Source organism: Rhizobium sp. BR 317 (genome assembly GCF_047445835.1).
GTDB lineage: Bacteria > Pseudomonadota > Alphaproteobacteria > Rhizobiales > Rhizobiaceae > Rhizobium > Rhizobium paranaense.
This window is the reverse complement of the sequence record NZ_JARWLB010000026.1, coordinates 55,282-69,751: the sequence shown is the minus strand read 5'-3', so window position 1 is coordinate 69,751 and position 14,470 is coordinate 55,282. Positions and strand designations below refer to the sequence as shown.

Annotated in this window: 14 protein-coding genes; 13 read left to right on the top strand and 1 reads right to left on the bottom strand. The window is 60.1% G+C overall.

Annotated elements, in window-relative coordinates; translation table 11 throughout:
• Window positions 1-472, top strand: a 472-nt coding sequence (locus QD357_RS28290; RefSeq protein ID WP_414125520.1) for a class I SAM-dependent methyltransferase, incomplete at its 5' end; no start/stop codon positions are given.
• 6 nt (window positions 473-478) lie between these two features.
• On the opposite strand, the gene QD357_RS28285 is transcribed toward QD357_RS28290, so the two are convergent.
• Window positions 479-982: a hypothetical protein gene (locus QD357_RS28285; protein ID WP_245407521.1), complete on the bottom strand. Its 504-nt coding sequence runs from the start codon at window positions 980-982 to the stop codon at window positions 479-481.
• Between the two features lie 311 nt (window positions 983-1,293).
• Between QD357_RS28285 and sdhC the strand changes: the two genes are divergently transcribed.
• The 12 genes from sdhC (at window position 1,294) to QD357_RS28225 (ending at window position 14,470) form a co-directional block, all read left to right on the top strand.
• Window positions 1,294-1,692, top strand: a complete 399-nt coding sequence (sdhC, locus tag QD357_RS28280) for a succinate dehydrogenase, cytochrome b556 subunit (protein WP_107109596.1) — start codon at window positions 1,294-1,296, stop codon at window positions 1,690-1,692.
• A 65-nt stretch (window positions 1,693-1,757) separates the two neighbouring features.
• A complete protein-coding gene (gene sdhD, locus QD357_RS28275) occupies window positions 1,758-2,138 on the top strand; it encodes a succinate dehydrogenase, hydrophobic membrane anchor protein (protein ID WP_028751293.1) in 381 nt (126 codons plus the stop codon).
• A 6-nt stretch (window positions 2,139-2,144) separates the two neighbouring features.
• The gene (sdhA, locus tag QD357_RS28270) at window positions 2,145-4,001 is read left to right on the top strand and encodes a succinate dehydrogenase flavoprotein subunit (RefSeq protein ID WP_107109595.1); all 1,857 of its coding nucleotides are present in this window, start codon (window positions 2,145-2,147) and stop codon (window positions 3,999-4,001) included.
• A 17-nt stretch (window positions 4,002-4,018) separates the two neighbouring features.
• Entirely contained in the window at window positions 4,019-4,798 is a 780-nt protein-coding gene (locus tag QD357_RS28265; protein ID WP_107109594.1) for a succinate dehydrogenase iron-sulfur subunit, read from the top strand.
• Between the two features lie 40 nt (window positions 4,799-4,838).
• Entirely contained in the window at window positions 4,839-5,645 is an 807-nt protein-coding gene (locus QD357_RS28260) for a DNA polymerase beta superfamily protein (RefSeq protein WP_107109593.1), read from the top strand.
• 142 nt (window positions 5,646-5,787) lie between these two features.
• A complete protein-coding gene (locus tag QD357_RS28255; protein WP_107109930.1) occupies window positions 5,788-6,306 on the top strand; it encodes a protease inhibitor Inh/omp19 family protein in 519 nt (172 codons plus the stop codon).
• 63 nt (window positions 6,307-6,369) lie between these two features.
• The gene (gene zapE, locus QD357_RS28250; protein WP_107109592.1) at window positions 6,370-7,533 is read left to right on the top strand and encodes a cell division protein ZapE; all 1,164 of its coding nucleotides are present in this window, start codon (window positions 6,370-6,372) and stop codon (window positions 7,531-7,533) included.
• 180 nt (window positions 7,534-7,713) lie between these two features.
• Window positions 7,714-8,676 carry a malate dehydrogenase gene (gene mdh / locus QD357_RS28245; protein ID WP_107109591.1) on the top strand — a complete coding sequence of 321 codons (963 nt, stop codon included), beginning with the start codon at window positions 7,714-7,716 and terminating at the stop codon, window positions 8,674-8,676.
• Between the two features lie 27 nt (window positions 8,677-8,703).
• On the top strand, window positions 8,704-9,897 hold the full coding sequence (gene sucC / locus QD357_RS28240; RefSeq protein WP_107109590.1) for an ADP-forming succinate--CoA ligase subunit beta: 1,194 nt from the start codon (window positions 8,704-8,706) through the stop codon (window positions 9,895-9,897).
• A 5-nt stretch (window positions 9,898-9,902) separates the two neighbouring features.
• Window positions 9,903-10,394: a DUF1579 family protein gene (locus tag QD357_RS28235; RefSeq protein ID WP_107109589.1), complete on the top strand. Its 492-nt coding sequence runs from the start codon at window positions 9,903-9,905 to the stop codon at window positions 10,392-10,394.
• A gap of 12 nt (window positions 10,395-10,406) precedes the next feature.
• Window positions 10,407-11,309 (top strand): succinate--CoA ligase subunit alpha, encoded by a 903-nt coding sequence (sucD, locus tag QD357_RS28230; protein ID WP_107109588.1) that lies wholly within the window; start codon window positions 10,407-10,409, stop codon window positions 11,307-11,309.
• A 176-nt stretch (window positions 11,310-11,485) separates the two neighbouring features.
• The gene (locus QD357_RS28225; protein ID WP_107109587.1) at window positions 11,486-14,470 is read left to right on the top strand and encodes a 2-oxoglutarate dehydrogenase E1 component; all 2,985 of its coding nucleotides are present in this window, start codon (window positions 11,486-11,488) and stop codon (window positions 14,468-14,470) included.

The window sequence follows — 14,470 nt, the reverse complement described above, 5'->3', positions numbered from 1 at the left end:
GCAGGGGCTTGCGCGCTATGTGCTCGATCATCCCGATACGGTTGCCGGAAAACGGGTCCTGGATTTCGCCAGCGGCTCCGGCCTCGTCGCGATTGCGGCGAAGCTTGCGGGTGCGAGCCATGTGCTCGCCGCCGATATCGATCCCTGGGCTGAAACCGCAACAAGGCTGAATGCGACGGAAAACGGTGTCGTGCTCGACTTCACCGGTGACAATCTCATTGACCGGATGACGGACGCCGACGTCATCCTTGCCGGCGATGTCTTTTATGATCGCGATTTCGCCGATCGCCTCATTCCATGGTTTCGGCAGTTGGCGGGAGAGGGTCGTCTTGTGCTGGTGGGCGATCCGGGCAGGGCATATCTGCCCAAGGATCGTCTGGAGGCTGAGGCCAGCTATCAGGTGCCGGTGACGCGGGCGCTGGAGGATAGCGAGGTCAAGAAGACGACGGTCTGGCGCTTTCTTGCCGGCTAACGACCGTCAGGGGCGAATCACACAGACGCCGGCCTCGTAGGAGCAGGCATTGCCGGCACGTTTGACGTTGATGACCTTGGCCCTCGGCTTCAGCGCAGTGGATTCGCCTCGATATGGATCGTAGCCGCCGCCATAGCCGACAATATAGGTCCCGCCATCGGCCTGATACATGTCGGCCGTGCCCGCATAGGTGCCGACGTTAGCCGCATATTGCCGATCCATGAGAATGATTCTGGCCGGTTGCGGCTGAGCGTAGTGCTGCGGCCAGGAGATTTGTTGCAACCGAACCAGGCCACGATGGCGGAACGGCCGATATCCATGGCGATAGTCGGTCGAAAAGGCGGCCGCCGTGGCTAAAGCACTGACGCGGGCCGGGTGCAGCGGAAATGGCCCGTGATGTCGGAACGGGCGGTACCCATCATGATAGCCGCCGGCGGAGGCCGACATGGACGACAGGGCGGCGGCTGCCGCTAAGACGAGCGTTGCTGCCTTGAAAAGATGCCGTCCCATAGGTTGCCTCGCGCTCCAAATGCTTAATAAAGTATGAAGAGCAGAGTGCCTCAAGAGCGACGTCAAGTCCACTCGGTTGGCGGGAAAATCGTATCGAGCGGCCAATCGGAGAATGTCGTTTCTGCGCACTCGCTAAAAGTGTCCGCTGATCCGAATCGATTAAATTCAAGGCAGACAGCAATTGTGCTTGTCGACATGCCTTTCCGTGATTAATGGTCGCAATTGATGCAACGCACACAGCACTTCCCCCAAGCGTGTGTTGCCCCGGAGATATCTGGGATAGAAGCGTATCGTAACGCCGCGAGGTTCTGATGGCGAACGTCACACAAAACCGGCCCCTGTCGCCGCATTTGCAAGTCTACAAACTTATTCCCACCATGGTCATGTCGATTGTCCACCGCATCACCGGCGGCGCGCTTTATTTCGGCACGCTGCTGGTCGCCTGGTGGCTGATCGCGGCGGCGACCGGCCAGGGCTATTTCGAGCTGGTCAACTGGATCATGGGTTCGATCATCGGCCGGCTCGTTCTGCTCGGCTATACCTGGGCGCTGCTGCACCATATGCTTGGCGGCTTCCGGCATTTTATTTGGGATCTCGGATACGGCTATGATCCCGCTGTCTCGACCAGGATGGCCAAGGCGACGCTCGTCGGTTCGCTCTGTCTGACCGCGCTGGTCTGGATCATCGGCATCGCCATCCGGCTGATTTGATTGGCATGATTGCTCTCGGAAGCGCTCAGGCGCCTTTCGGGATCATGCTTTAAAGGATATTTCTCATGGATATGCGCACTCCTCTGGGCAAAGTCCGCGGTCTTGGTTCCGCCAAGGAAGGCACCGAGCATTTCTGGCGTCAGCGCCTGACCGCCGTTGCCAACGTTCCCCTCATCATCTTCTTTGTCATCTTCCTGATGATCTATGCCGGCGCGCCCTACGCGGAAGTCGTGCACGCGCTGTCGAACCCGATCGTCGCCGTTATCTTCGGCCTGATGGTGATCTCCGGCGTCATTCACATGAGGATCGGCATGCAGGTCATCATCGAGGACTATGTCCACAGCGAGATCAGCAAGATCGTCCTTCTCATGCTCAACACATTCTTCGCGATTTTCGTGGCCGGGCTCTGTCTCTTCGCCATTCTGAAGATCGCGTTCGTAGGATAATTACCGATGGCACCGAACTCATCCCCTCAGAATGGGCCCGCTCAAAACGGAAAAGCCTACAAATATGTCGATCACTCCTATGATGTGATCGTCGTCGGCGCCGGCGGCGCGGGCCTCCGCGCCACGCTCGGCATGGCCGAGCAGGGTTTCCGCACGGCCTGCATAACCAAGGTATTCCCGACCCGCTCACATACGGTCGCAGCCCAGGGCGGTATCGCCGCCTCGCTGCAGAACATGACGCCGGATAGCTGGCAGTGGCATCTCTACGACACCGTCAAGGGTTCCGACTGGCTCGGCGACGTCGACGCCATGCAGTATCTCGCCATGGAAGCGCCGAAGGCGGTCTATGAGCTCGAGCATTACGGCGTGCCGTTCTCGCGTAACGAGGAAGGCAAGATCTATCAGCGCCCGTTCGGCGGCCACATGCAGAACTACGGCGAAGGCCCGCCGGTGCAACGCACCTGCGCCGCAGCCGACCGCACCGGTCACGCCATCCTGCATACGCTTTATGGCCAGTCGCTGCGCAACAACGCTGAATTCTTCATCGAATATTTCGCGCTCGATCTGATCATGTCCGACGATGGCAGCCGCTGCACCGGCGTCGTCGCCTGGTGCCTGGACGATGGCACGATCCATCGCTTCGCCGCCAAGATGGTGGTGCTGGCGACCGGCGGCTACGGCCGCGCGTATTTCTCGGCAACCTCGGCTCACACCTGCACCGGCGATGGCGGCGGCATGGTTGCCCGCGCCGGCCTGCCTCTGCAGGACATGGAGTTCGTGCAATTCCATCCGACAGGCATCTACGGTTCTGGCTGTCTGATCACGGAAGGGGCGCGCGGCGAAGGCGGCTATCTCGTCAACTCCGAAGGCGAGCGCTTCATGGAGCGCTATGCGCCGTCGGCCAAGGACCTTGCCTCGCGTGACGTCGTTTCGCGCTGTATGACGCTGGAAATCCGCGAGGGTCGCGGCGTTGGCAAGAGCAAGGACCACATCTTCCTGCATCTCGACCATCTCGATCCGGCCGTGCTGCATGAGCGCCTTCCCGGCATTTCCGAGAGCGCGCGCATCTTCGCCGGTGTCGACGTGACCCGCGAGCCGATCCCGGTTCTGCCGACCGTTCACTACAACATGGGCGGCATTCCGACGAACTATTGGGGTGAAGTGCTGAATGCCGACAGCAATAATCCGGAGCGCGTTCTGCCGGGTCTGATGGCCGTTGGTGAAGCCGGCTGCGCCTCCGTGCACGGCGCCAATCGCCTCGGTTCCAACTCGCTGATCGACCTCGTGGTCTTCGGCCGCGCCGCCGCCATCCGCGCCGGTCAGGTCATTGACCGGGCAAGTCCGGTGCCGCCGGTCAATGTGGCCGCTTGCGACAAGATCATGGAGCGCTTCGATGGTCTGCGCCATGCCAGCGGTGGAACACCGACGGCGGTGCTGCGCGAAAAGATGCAGCGCGCCATGCAGGAAGACGCCGCCGTGTTCCGTACGCAGGAATCGCTGGAATCCGGCTGCCGCCGCCTTTCCGCGATCTGGAAGGAACTGCCCGACATCAAGGTCACCGACCGTTCGCTGATCTGGAATTCCGACCTTGTCGAGACGCTGGAACTGCACAATCTGATGGCCAACGCCATCACGACGATCTACGGCGCCGAAGCCCGCAAGGAAAGCCGCGGCTCGCATGCCCGCGAGGATTATACCGAGGGCAAGTTCGCCGGCCGCAACGACGAGAACTGGCGCAAGCATACGCTCGCCTGGGTCAACGAAGCCGGCGACGTGAAGCTCGACTATCGTCCCGTTCATACCGACCTGATTGCCGAAGGCATCGATCCGCACAAGATCGAGCCGAAGGCACGCGTGTACTGATCTGAGAGGAACTGACCATGGTTGAACTCGCTCTCCCCAAGAACTCTCAGATGCGTGAAGGCAAGGTCTGGCCGAAGCCGGCAGGCGCGACGAATACGCGGGAATTCCGTGTCTATCGCTGGAGCCCGGACGACGGCCTGAACCCGAGCATAGACACCTATTATATCGACGTCGATGATTGCGGCCCGATGGTGCTCGACGGCCTGCTCTACATCAAGAACAAGATCGACCCGACGCTGACGCTGCGCCGTTCCTGCCGCGAAGGCATTTGCGGCTCCTGCGCGATGAACATCGACGGCACCAATACGCTCGCCTGCACCAAAGGCCTGGACGAGATCAAGGGCACGGTGAAAATCTATCCGCTGCCGCATATGCCCGTCGTCAAGGATCTCGTGCCGGATCTGACGAACTTCTATGCTCAGCATCGCTCGATCGAGCCCTGGCTGAAGACGGTGTCGCCGCCGCCAGCAAAGGAATGGAAGCAGAGCCATGAGGATCGTCTGAAGCTCGACGGCCTTTATGAATGCATCCTCTGCGCCTGCTGCTCGACCTCCTGTCCGAGCTATTGGTGGAACGGCGACCGTTATCTCGGCCCGGCTGTCCTTCTGCAGGCCTATCGCTGGCTGATCGACAGCCGCGACGAGGCAAAGGGCGAGCGTCTCGACAATCTCGAAGATCCGTTCCGCCTTTATCGCTGCCACACGATCATGAACTGCGCCCAGACCTGCCCCAAGGGTCTGAACCCGGCCAAGGCGATCGCCGAAATCAAGAAGATGATGGTCGAGCGGCGGATCTGACCGGCGCCCGACATCGCGAGGTGATGGGGATCGAAGTCGCATGACGATGGAAGGCTTTGCGCCGGAGGCAGTAGCTGAAATTCGCTTGCGGCTTGCCTCGGTCAAATCTGAAGGCATTCGCATCGGCCTTGCCATCGAAAGCGGAAGCCGAGCCTGGGGGTTCCCGTCACCCGATAGCGACTATGATTGCCGCTTTGTCTATGTCAGGCCAGAGCGGGATCATTTTTCCCTGTTTCCGCATCGCGATGTCATTGAATTTCCCATTGTGGGAGACATCGACACCGGCGGCTGGGACTTGCGCAAGGCGCTGCTCCTAGCGCTGAAAGGCAATGCCGTTCTTGTCGAATGGTTGAAATCCCCGCTTGTCTATGAAGAAGAGCCTGGCTTTCGCGAGCGTCTTGGCGCTTTGCTGGAAGCGATCATGGTGCCGGGAAAGGTTGCTCATCACTATATCGGCCTGATGAAACAGCACCAGCCGGGCGATGGAGCCGAGCCAGTACGGTTAAAAAAGTTGCTTTACGGCATTCGACCGGCCATAGCGCTGGAGTGGATGCGGCAGACCGATTTCTCAAAACTGCCGCCGATGAACATGCTCGAATGCCTTGAAGACATCGACATAGCCGAAAAAATGCGGGCAGCAATTCTGCAATTGGTAGCTCTCAAGAAAGAGACACGCGAGATGGGCGAAGGCGCGCCGCCAGCGCCGCTCATGGAATTCTTGTCGAGCTCGCTTGCACGTTATTCCGATTTTTCCAGCAAACTTCGTCAGGACGCCGACCGCGATAAAAAGATGCAAGAACTCGCCAATCATTTCTATCTGGATGAGGTTCGTCGGGTTAAGCCTTGAAATGACCGGATTCTTGCGGAGCTATGGCCCCTAGCGATTTGTGCTGTGTAGCGACTTGATTAACCAAAGTGAAATACGATAATCCCAACCTAACTAAGCGCCAGTTTGCAAACCTCGATGGTGGACAATTAGGAGTATGATGATGCAATTGAGATATGCAGCGACGGCTGCGGCGATCAGTCTGTCGCTTGCCGGTTGCCAGCGCACAGCATACAACAACGACGATTATTCTGCCGCGCCACTGCAGGCTCAGCCCGTTCCTTCTGTCCAATCCAGCCAGCTTCCGCCCACGACCGGTGCCTCGCAGTTTCCTGCGGCGCCAACGAATACGCCGAATGCGGGTAATCAGCAGCAACAGCAGGCGATGGCCGCTTCTGCGCAGGACGTGACCAAGGAATCCATGGTCGGTAGCTGGAAGGTCAGCAATGGCGGTGCGAGCTGCGACATGTTCCTGACGCTCACCAATCTCGGCAGTGGTTCGCGCGGCGGAACGCGCGGTTGCGCGGGCGAACTCACGACGATGGGTTCCTGGGAAGTTTCCGGCAAGCAGGTTATCTTGAAGAACCGTGATGGCAGCCAGATCGGCACGCTCTACAAGACGGCCGATTCGCGCTTCAACGGTTCCACGGCGTCCGGCCAGCCGCTCAGCCTCAGCCGATAAAGCTCTTTTGAAGCGGTTGGACCATACCGGCCGCTTCCTCCTTGCACAGGCGGGTATCTCCCCATGCAGCCCATGCCCGACTATTCCATCAGCGTCGTCGAACACCTAAAGACGCTGACGGCTTCCGGATCGCTTCAGGTGGATTCGGCGCAGATGGATGTGGCGAAATCCCTCGATCGCGTGCTTGCAGATCTCAAGCGGAAACGACCGGCGACCAAATCGAGCGCGCTCGGCTGGATGTTTGCGGCGCGCAAGAAGCCGGCCCAGATCGTCCGCGGTCTCTATATCCATGGCAGTGTCGGGCGCGGCAAGACCATGCTGATGGACATGTTCTTCGGCATGGCGCCATGCAGCAAAAAACGCCGGGCGCATTTCCATGAGTTCATGGCGGACGTACATAACCGCATCGCCGCCCATCGGCTGAAGTTCAAGAACGGCGAGACCAAGCAGGCCGATCCGGTGCCGCCGGTCGCAGCCGAGCTTTATGGTCAGGCAGAGCTGCTTTGCTTCGACGAATTCACGGTGACCGATATTGCCGATGCGATGATCCTGTCGCGGCTGTTTTCCGAGCTGTTTTCACTCGGCTGCGTATTGGTTGCCACGTCGAATGTCGAGCCGGACAATCTCTATCGTGACGGCCTCAATCGCGGCCTGTTCCTGCCCTTCATCGATCTTCTCAAGCGTCATGTCGATATCGTCACGCTGGACTCGCCGACGGATTACCGCATGGAGAAGCTGAACAGCCAGCCGGTTTATTTGATCCCGATCAACGAGCGCACGGATATGGCGATGGATGCGTCGTGGGTGCAGGCGCTGCACGGACGCAAGGCGCAGCCGCTGGAGATCCCGATGAAGGGACGTTCGATCCATGTGCCGCTTGCCGCCGATCGTATGGCGCGTTTCTCCTTCGCCGATCTCTGCGAGCAGCCCCTGGGTGCGGCCGATTTCCTGGCCATCGCCAAACGGTTCGATACAATCTTTCTCGATCGCGTTCCGAAGCTCGGGCCGGAAAAGCGCAACCAAACCAAGCGTTTCATCATTCTCATCGACACGCTTTACGATCATTCGGTCCGGCTTTTCGTGTCGGCCGAGGCGATGCCGGAAGACCTTCTGATCGAAAGGCGCGGCACCGAAGGCTTCGAGTTCGACCGCACCGCATCGCGGCTTTTCGAGATGCGCAGCGCGGAATATCTCGCCCAGACTCACGGAAAACGTGCGGCCGAGTAACGATTTGGTGACAAAATGTCTTACGTTTACGTAAGACATTTTTGATCTAACCGATTGAAATCCCTGATCCAAAAATAATCAATTGCCAATTTCGACCTTTGGGTCTATGCGAATGGCGGCAATGGTGGATGCCTTGCAAGGTGTCCCGCCACGGATTTTGATCGCAAAGGATACACCGAAATGGCGCGCAACAAGATCGCACTTATTGGTTCTGGCATGATTGGTGGCACGCTGGCGCATCTCGCCGGCCTGAAAGAATTGGGCGACATCGTCCTGTTCGACATCGCGGACGGCATTCCCCAGGGCAAGGGTCTCGACATCGCCCAGTCTTCGCCTGCCGAAGGCTTCGACGCCAACCTCACCGGCGCCAGCGACTACTCCGCGATCGAAGGCGCTGACGTCTGCATCGTCACCGCCGGCGTTCCCCGCAAGCCGGGCATGAGCCGCGACGATCTTCTCGGTATCAACCTCAAGGTCATGGAACAGGTCGGCGCTGGCATCAAGAAGTATGCCCCGGACGCTTTCGTCATCTGCATCACCAACCCGCTCGACGCCATGGTCTGGGCTCTGCAGAAGTTCTCGGGCCTGCCGACCAACAAGGTCGTCGGCATGGCTGGCGTACTTGACTCGTCGCGCTTCCGCCTCTTCCTCGCCAAGGAATTCAACGTCTCGGTCGAAGACGTCTCGGCTTTCGTTCTCGGCGGCCATGGCGACTCGATGGTGCCGCTCGCTCGTTACTCCACCGTTGCCGGCATTCCGCTGACCGACCTCATCACCATGGGCTGGGTCACCAAGGAACGCCTCGAAGAAATCATCCAGCGCACCCGTGATGGCGGTGCCGAGATCGTCGGTCTGCTGAAGACCGGCTCGGCCTACTACGCTCCGGCCGCTTCCGCCATCGCGATGGCTGAATCCTACCTCAAGGACAAGAAGCGCGTCCTGCCGTGCGCAGCCTACCTCTCCGGCCAGTACGGCGTGAAGGACATGTATGTCGGCGTTCCCACCGTCATCGGTGCCGGCGGCATCGAGCGCGTGATCGAGATCGACCTGAACAAGGCCGAGAAGGAAGCCTTCGACAAGTCGGTCGCAGCCGTTGCCGGCCTCTGCGAAGCCTGCGCCACCATCGCGCCGTCGCTGAAGTAATTTCCGCGTTCCAACAGGGATAAATCCATGAACATTCATGAATATCAGGCCAAGGCTCTGCTGAAGACCTATGGCGCACCCGTCGCGGACGGCGTTGCCATCTTCTCCGCCGATGAAGCCGAAGCCGCCGCAAAGCAGCTTCCGGGCCCGCTTTACGTCGTCAAGAGCCAGATCCATGCCGGCGGTCGCGGCAAGGGCAAGTTCAAAGAACTCAGCCCCGACGCCAAGGGCGGCGTTCGCCTCGCCAAGTCGATCGAGGACGTCGTTGCCAATGTCAAGGAAATGCTCGGCAACACGCTGGTGACCAAGCAGACCGGCCCGGCCGGCAAGCAGGTCAACCGCCTCTACATCGAAGACGGCGCCGACATCGACCGCGAACTCTACCTCTCGATCCTGGTTGACCGCTCGGTCGGCAAGGTTGCCTTCGTCGTTTCGACCGAAGGCGGGATGGACATCGAGACAGTTGCGCACGACACGCCGGAAAAGATCATCACCGTCGACATCGATCCGTCGACGGGCGTGACGGTCGCCAACTCGGCTGCCCTTTCCAACGCGCTGAAGCTCGAAGGCGCTGCCCGCGAAGACGCTGCTAAGCTCTTCCCGATCCTCTACAAGGCCTTCGTCGAGAAGGACATGGCCCTGCTCGAAGTCAACCCGCTGATCGTCATGACCAACGGCAATCTGCGCGTTCTCGACGCCAAGGTCTCCTTCGACGGCAACGCGCTGTTCCGTCACGAGGACATCGTTGCGCTGCGCGACACGACCGAGGAAGACGCCAAGGAAATCGAAGCGCACAAGTATGACCTCGCCTATGTCGCCCTCGACGGCAATATCGGCTGCATGGTCAACGGCGCCGGCCTTGCCATGGCCACCATGGACATCATCAAGCTCTACGGCGCCGAGCCGGCGAACTTCCTCGATGTCGGCGGCGGCGCTACCAAGGAAAAGGTCACCGCGGCCTTCAAGATCATCACCGCAGACCCGGCTGTCGAAGGCATCCTGGTCAACATCTTCGGCGGCATCATGAAGTGCGACGTCATCGCCGAAGGCGTGCTCGCAGCCGTCAAGGAAGTCGGTCTGAAGGTTCCGCTCGTCGTCCGCCTCGAAGGCACCAACGTCGAGCTCGGCAAGAAGATCATCAACGAATCCGGTCTCAATGTCATCTCCGCCGATGACCTGGACGATGCCGCCCAGAAGATCGTGAAGGCAGTCAAGGGCTGATCGGGATGGCTGCTTCCTTCGCTCCAACGGCTGCTCATCTCCGCCTCGGTGCCTTTGCAGGCACCTGGGAAGGGGAAGAGCGTGTCGCGGCTTCGGCCTGGACGAAGGAAGGAACGGCAACCGCGCAGCTCACGGCCGAGTGTCTGTTCGGCGGATTTTTCGTCGAACAGCGCTACGTACAGATGCGGGACGGCAGCACATCGTTCGAAGCCCGGAACATTCTCGGCTTCGACGCTGCGGATCAGGCCTACAAGCTTTATCAGTTCGATACGGTGGGCTTCGTGCCCGCCGCGCCGGCCTCCGGCGAATGGATCGACGACAAGCTTGTCCTGACCAAGGTCTCGCCGCGCGGTTCGCAATGCACTCTCTTCCAGTTCGAAAATGAAGACTGCTACCGCATGGGCGTCACTTTCTCGCCCGCCGGCAGCGATACATGGCAGGAGGTCGTCAGCGGCGTCTATCGTCGCGTTGCCTCCGCGTCTTCCAACCTCTCGTAACAAAGGCCTCGCATGTCTATTCTCATCAACAAAGACACCAAGGTTCTGGTTCAGGGCCTGACCGGCAAGACCGGTACCTTCCACACCGAACAGGCGCTTGCCTATCACGGCACGAAGATGGTCGGCGGTATCCACCCCTCCAAGGGTGGTGAAACCTGGACCGGCAAGGACGGCGAAAAGCTGCCGATCTTCAAGTCCGTCGCCGAAGGCAAGGACGCCACCGGCGCCAACGCCTCAGTCATCTACGTTCCGCCGGCCGGCGCTGCTGCTGCGATCCTCGAAGCGATCGAAGCTGAAATCCCGCTGATCGTCTGCATCACGGAAGGCATTCCGGTTGCCGACATGGTCAAGGTCAAGGATCGCCTCCAGAAGTCGAAGTCGCGCTTGATCGGGCCGAACTGCCCGGGCGTGCTCACCCCGAACGAATGCAAGATCGGCATCATGCCGGGCTCCATCTTCAAGAAGGGCTCCGTCGGTGTTCTCTCGCGTTCCGGCACGCTGACCTATGAAGCCGTGTTCCAGACCACCAATGAAGGCCTCGGCCAGACGACGGCTGTCGGCATCGGCGGCGACCCGGTCAAGGGCACCGAATTCATCGACGTCCTGGAAATGTTCCTCGCCGACGACGAAACGAAGTCGATCATCATGATAGGCGAAATCGGCGGTTCGGCTGAAGAAGAAGCCGCGCAGTTCCTCAAGGACGAAGCCAAGAAGGGCCGCAAGAAGCCGATGGTCGGCTTCATCGCCGGCCGCACGGCACCTCCCGGCCGCACCATGGGCCATGCTGGCGCCGTGATTTCCGGCGGCAAGGGCGGCGCGGAAGACAAGATTGCAGCGATGGAAGCGGCAGGCATTCGCGTGTCGCCTTCGCCGGCACGTCTCGGCAAGACGCTTGTGGAAGTCCTGAAGGGCTGATCCTACCTGTAGCAAGACCCGGACGGGTAGCGGCATCCGCACATCCCGTCCGGCTTTTGAATTTGTAAGAGCAGATGTACGGTCCACGGGATCGCAGACGAAATGTGGTCGCCGGATTTCCATAAGCCGGCAAAGTAAACAAGTCGGGAGGCGGACGAGAGCGTCCGCATATCACCATGGCAAGGCAAGAAGCCAACGAGCAATTTCAAATCACCTCGTTCCTGGACGGCGCCAACGCTGCTTATATCGAGCAGCTTTATGCGCGCTACGAGGAAGACCCATCGTCGGTGGCCGACGAGTGGCAGTCGTTCTTCAAGGCACTGGAAGACAGTCCCGACGATGTGAAGAAGGCGGCCAAGGGCGCCTCCTGGCAGCGCAAGAACTGGCCGATCCAGGCAAACGGCGAACTCGTTTCCGCACTCGACGGCAACTGGGGCATCGTCGAGAAGGTCATCGAGACCAAGGTGAAGGCCAAGGCCGAAGCCGCCGGCAAGCCGACCGATACCGCCGACGTCCTGCAGGCGACGCGCGATTCCGTCCGCGCCATCATGATGATCCGCGCCTATCGCATGCGCGGCCACCTGCACGCCAAGCTCGACCCGCTCGGCATCGCTGCCGCCGTGGAAGACTACAAGGAGCTGTCGCCGGAAGCTTATGGCTTCACCGAGGCCGACCTCGACCGTAAGATCTTCATCGACAACGTGCTCGGCCTTGAATATGCAAGCGTGCGCGAGATGATGGAAATCCTCGAGCGCACCTATTGTTCGACGCTCGGCGTCGAATTCATGCATATCTCCAATCCGGAAGAGAAGGCCTGGATTCAGGAACGCATCGAGGGCGTCAACAAGGGCATCAACTTCAGCGCGGACCGCAAAAAGGCGATCCTGCAGAAGGTGATCGAATCCGAAGGCTACGAGCAGTTCCTCGACGTCAAGTTCAAGGGCACCAAGCGTTTCGGCCTCGATGGCGGTGAATCGCTCATCCCGGCGCTGGAGCAGATTCTCAAGAGCGGTAGCCAGCTTGGACTCAAGGAAGCCGTGTTTGGTATGGCCCATCGCGGCCGTCTGAACGTGCTTTCGCAGGTCATGGCCAAGCCGCATCGTGCAATCTTCCACGAGTTCAAGGGCGGCTCCTACGCGCCGGACGAAGTCGAAGGCTCGGGCGACGTCAAGTACCACCTTGGCGCTTCCTCGGACCGCGATTTCGACGGCACCAAGGTGCACGTTTCGCTGACGGCCAATCCGTCGCATCTGGAAATCGTCAACCCTGTCGTCATGGGCAAGGTCCGCGCCAAGCAGGATATGAGCGCCACCCTCTGGGATGGCGATATCATTCCGCTCTCCGAACGCGCCAAGGTCGTGCCGCTGCTGATCCATGGCGATGCCGCTTTCGCCGGTCAGGGCGTCGTGGCTGAAATCCTCGGCCTTTCCGGTCTGCGCGGCCACCGCGTCGCCGGCACGATGCACGTCATCATCAACAACCAGATCGGCTTCACCACCAATCCAGCCTTCTCGCGTTCGTCGCCCTATCCGTCCGACGTTGCCAAGATGATCGAAGCGCCGATCTTCCACGTCAACGGCGACGATCCGGAAGCGGTCGTCTATGCCGCGAAGATCGCGACCGAATTCCGGATGAAGTTCCACAAGCCGGTCGTGATCGACATGTTCTGCTACCGCCGCTACGGCCACAATGAAGGCGACGAGCCGTCCTTCACGCAGCCGAAGATGTACAAGGTCATTCGCGCCCACAAGACGGTGCTGCAGCTCTATTCCGAGCGGCTGGTCGGCGAAGGCGTGTTGACCGAAGGCGAAGTCGAGAAGATGAAGGCCGACTGGCGCGCCCATCTCGAACAGGAGTTCGAGGCTGGCCAATCCTACAAGCCGAACAAGGCCGACTGGCTGGACGGCGAGTGGTCGGGTTTGCATACGGCCGACAATGCCGACGAGCAGCGTCGCGGCAAGACTGCCGTGCCGATGAAGAGCCTGAAGGATATCGGCCGCAAGCTGTCGGAAATCCCGGCGGGCTTCCATGCGCATCGCACCATCCAGCGCTTCATGGAAAACCGCGCCGGCATGGTCCAGACAGGTGAAGGCATCGACTGGGCAATGGCGGAAGCGCTGGCTTTCGGCTCGCTGGTGGTCGAAGGCCACAAGATCCGCCTGTCCGGTCAGGATTGCGAGCGCGGCACCTTCTCGCAGCGTCATTCGGTTCTCTACGATCAGGAAACCGAAGAGCGCTACATCCCGCTCGCCAACCTGTCGCCGACCCAGGCCCGCTACGAAGTCATCAACTCGATGCTGTCGGAAGAGGCGGTTCTCGGCTTCGAATACGGCTATTCGCTGGCTCGTCCGAATGCGTTGACGCTTTGGGAAGCGCAGTTCGGCGACTTCGCCAACGGTGCGCAGGTCATCTTCGACCAGTTCATCTCGTCGGGCGAACGCAAGTGGCTGCGCATGTCCGGCCTCGTCTGCCTGCTGCCGCACGGCTATGAAGGTCAAGGTCCGGAACACTCCTCGGCCCGTCTCGAGCGTTATCTGCAGCTCTGTGCCGAAGACAACATGCAGGTCGCCAATGTCACCACGCCGGCGAACTACTTCCACATCCTGCGCCGTCAGTTGAAGCGCGATTTCCGCAAGCCGCTCATTCTGATGACGCCGAAGTCGCTGCTGCGTCACAAGCGTGCAGTGTCGAGCCTGGCGGAGATGGCGGGGGAAACCTCGTTCCATCGCCTGCTCTGGGACGATGCGGAGGTCATCAAGGACGGCCCGATCAAGCTGCAGAAGGACAACAAGATCCGTCGCGTCGTCATCTGCTCGGGCAAGGTCTATTACGATCTCCTGGAAGAGCGCGAGAAGCGCGGCATCGACGATATCTACCTGCTGCGTATCGAACAGCTCTATCCGTTCCCGGCCAAGGCGCTCATCAACGAGCTCAGCCGCTTCCGCAATGCGGAGATGGTCTGGTGCCAGGAAGAGCCGAAGAACATGGGCGCATGGTCCTTCATCGATCCTTATCTGGAATGGGTGCTTGCCCATATCGATGCCAAGTACCAGCGGGTTCGCTACACCGGCCGTCCGGCCGCCGCCTCTCCGGCGACGGGCCTGATGTCCAAGCATCTGGCGCAGCTCGCTGCATTCCTTGAGGATGCGCTGGGCGGTTAA

What these genes read in the sequence shown, in the direction of transcription:
- sucD (WP_107109588.1), top strand. Translation starts at nt 10,407, where the DNA reads ATGTCTATTCTCATCAACAAAGACACCAAGGTTCTGGTTCAGGGCCTG.
- QD357_RS28225 (WP_107109587.1), top strand. Translation starts at nt 11,486, where the DNA reads ATGGCAAGGCAAGAAGCCAACGAGCAATTTCAAATCACCTCGTTCCTG.
- sucC (WP_107109590.1), top strand. Translation starts at nt 8,704, where the DNA reads ATGAACATTCATGAATATCAGGCCAAGGCTCTGCTGAAGACCTATGGC.
- QD357_RS28265 (WP_107109594.1), top strand. Translation starts at nt 4,019, where the DNA reads ATGGTTGAACTCGCTCTCCCCAAGAACTCTCAGATGCGTGAAGGCAAG.
- QD357_RS28235 (WP_107109589.1), top strand. Translation starts at nt 9,903, where the DNA reads ATGGCTGCTTCCTTCGCTCCAACGGCTGCTCATCTCCGCCTCGGTGCC.
- mdh (WP_107109591.1), top strand. Translation starts at nt 7,714, where the DNA reads ATGGCGCGCAACAAGATCGCACTTATTGGTTCTGGCATGATTGGTGGC.
- QD357_RS28255 (WP_107109930.1), top strand. Translation starts at nt 5,788, where the DNA reads ATGCAATTGAGATATGCAGCGACGGCTGCGGCGATCAGTCTGTCGCTT.
- sdhC (WP_107109596.1), top strand. Translation starts at nt 1,294, where the DNA reads ATGGCGAACGTCACACAAAACCGGCCCCTGTCGCCGCATTTGCAAGTC.
- QD357_RS28260 (WP_107109593.1), top strand. Translation starts at nt 4,839, where the DNA reads ATGACGATGGAAGGCTTTGCGCCGGAGGCAGTAGCTGAAATTCGCTTG.
- sdhA (WP_107109595.1), top strand. Translation starts at nt 2,145, where the DNA reads ATGGCACCGAACTCATCCCCTCAGAATGGGCCCGCTCAAAACGGAAAA.
- QD357_RS28285 (WP_245407521.1), bottom strand. Translation starts at nt 982, where the DNA reads ATGGGACGGCATCTTTTCAAGGCAGCAACGCTCGTCTTAGCGGCAGCC.
- zapE (WP_107109592.1), top strand. Translation starts at nt 6,370, where the DNA reads ATGCAGCCCATGCCCGACTATTCCATCAGCGTCGTCGAACACCTAAAG.
- sdhD (WP_028751293.1), top strand. Translation starts at nt 1,758, where the DNA reads ATGGATATGCGCACTCCTCTGGGCAAAGTCCGCGGTCTTGGTTCCGCC.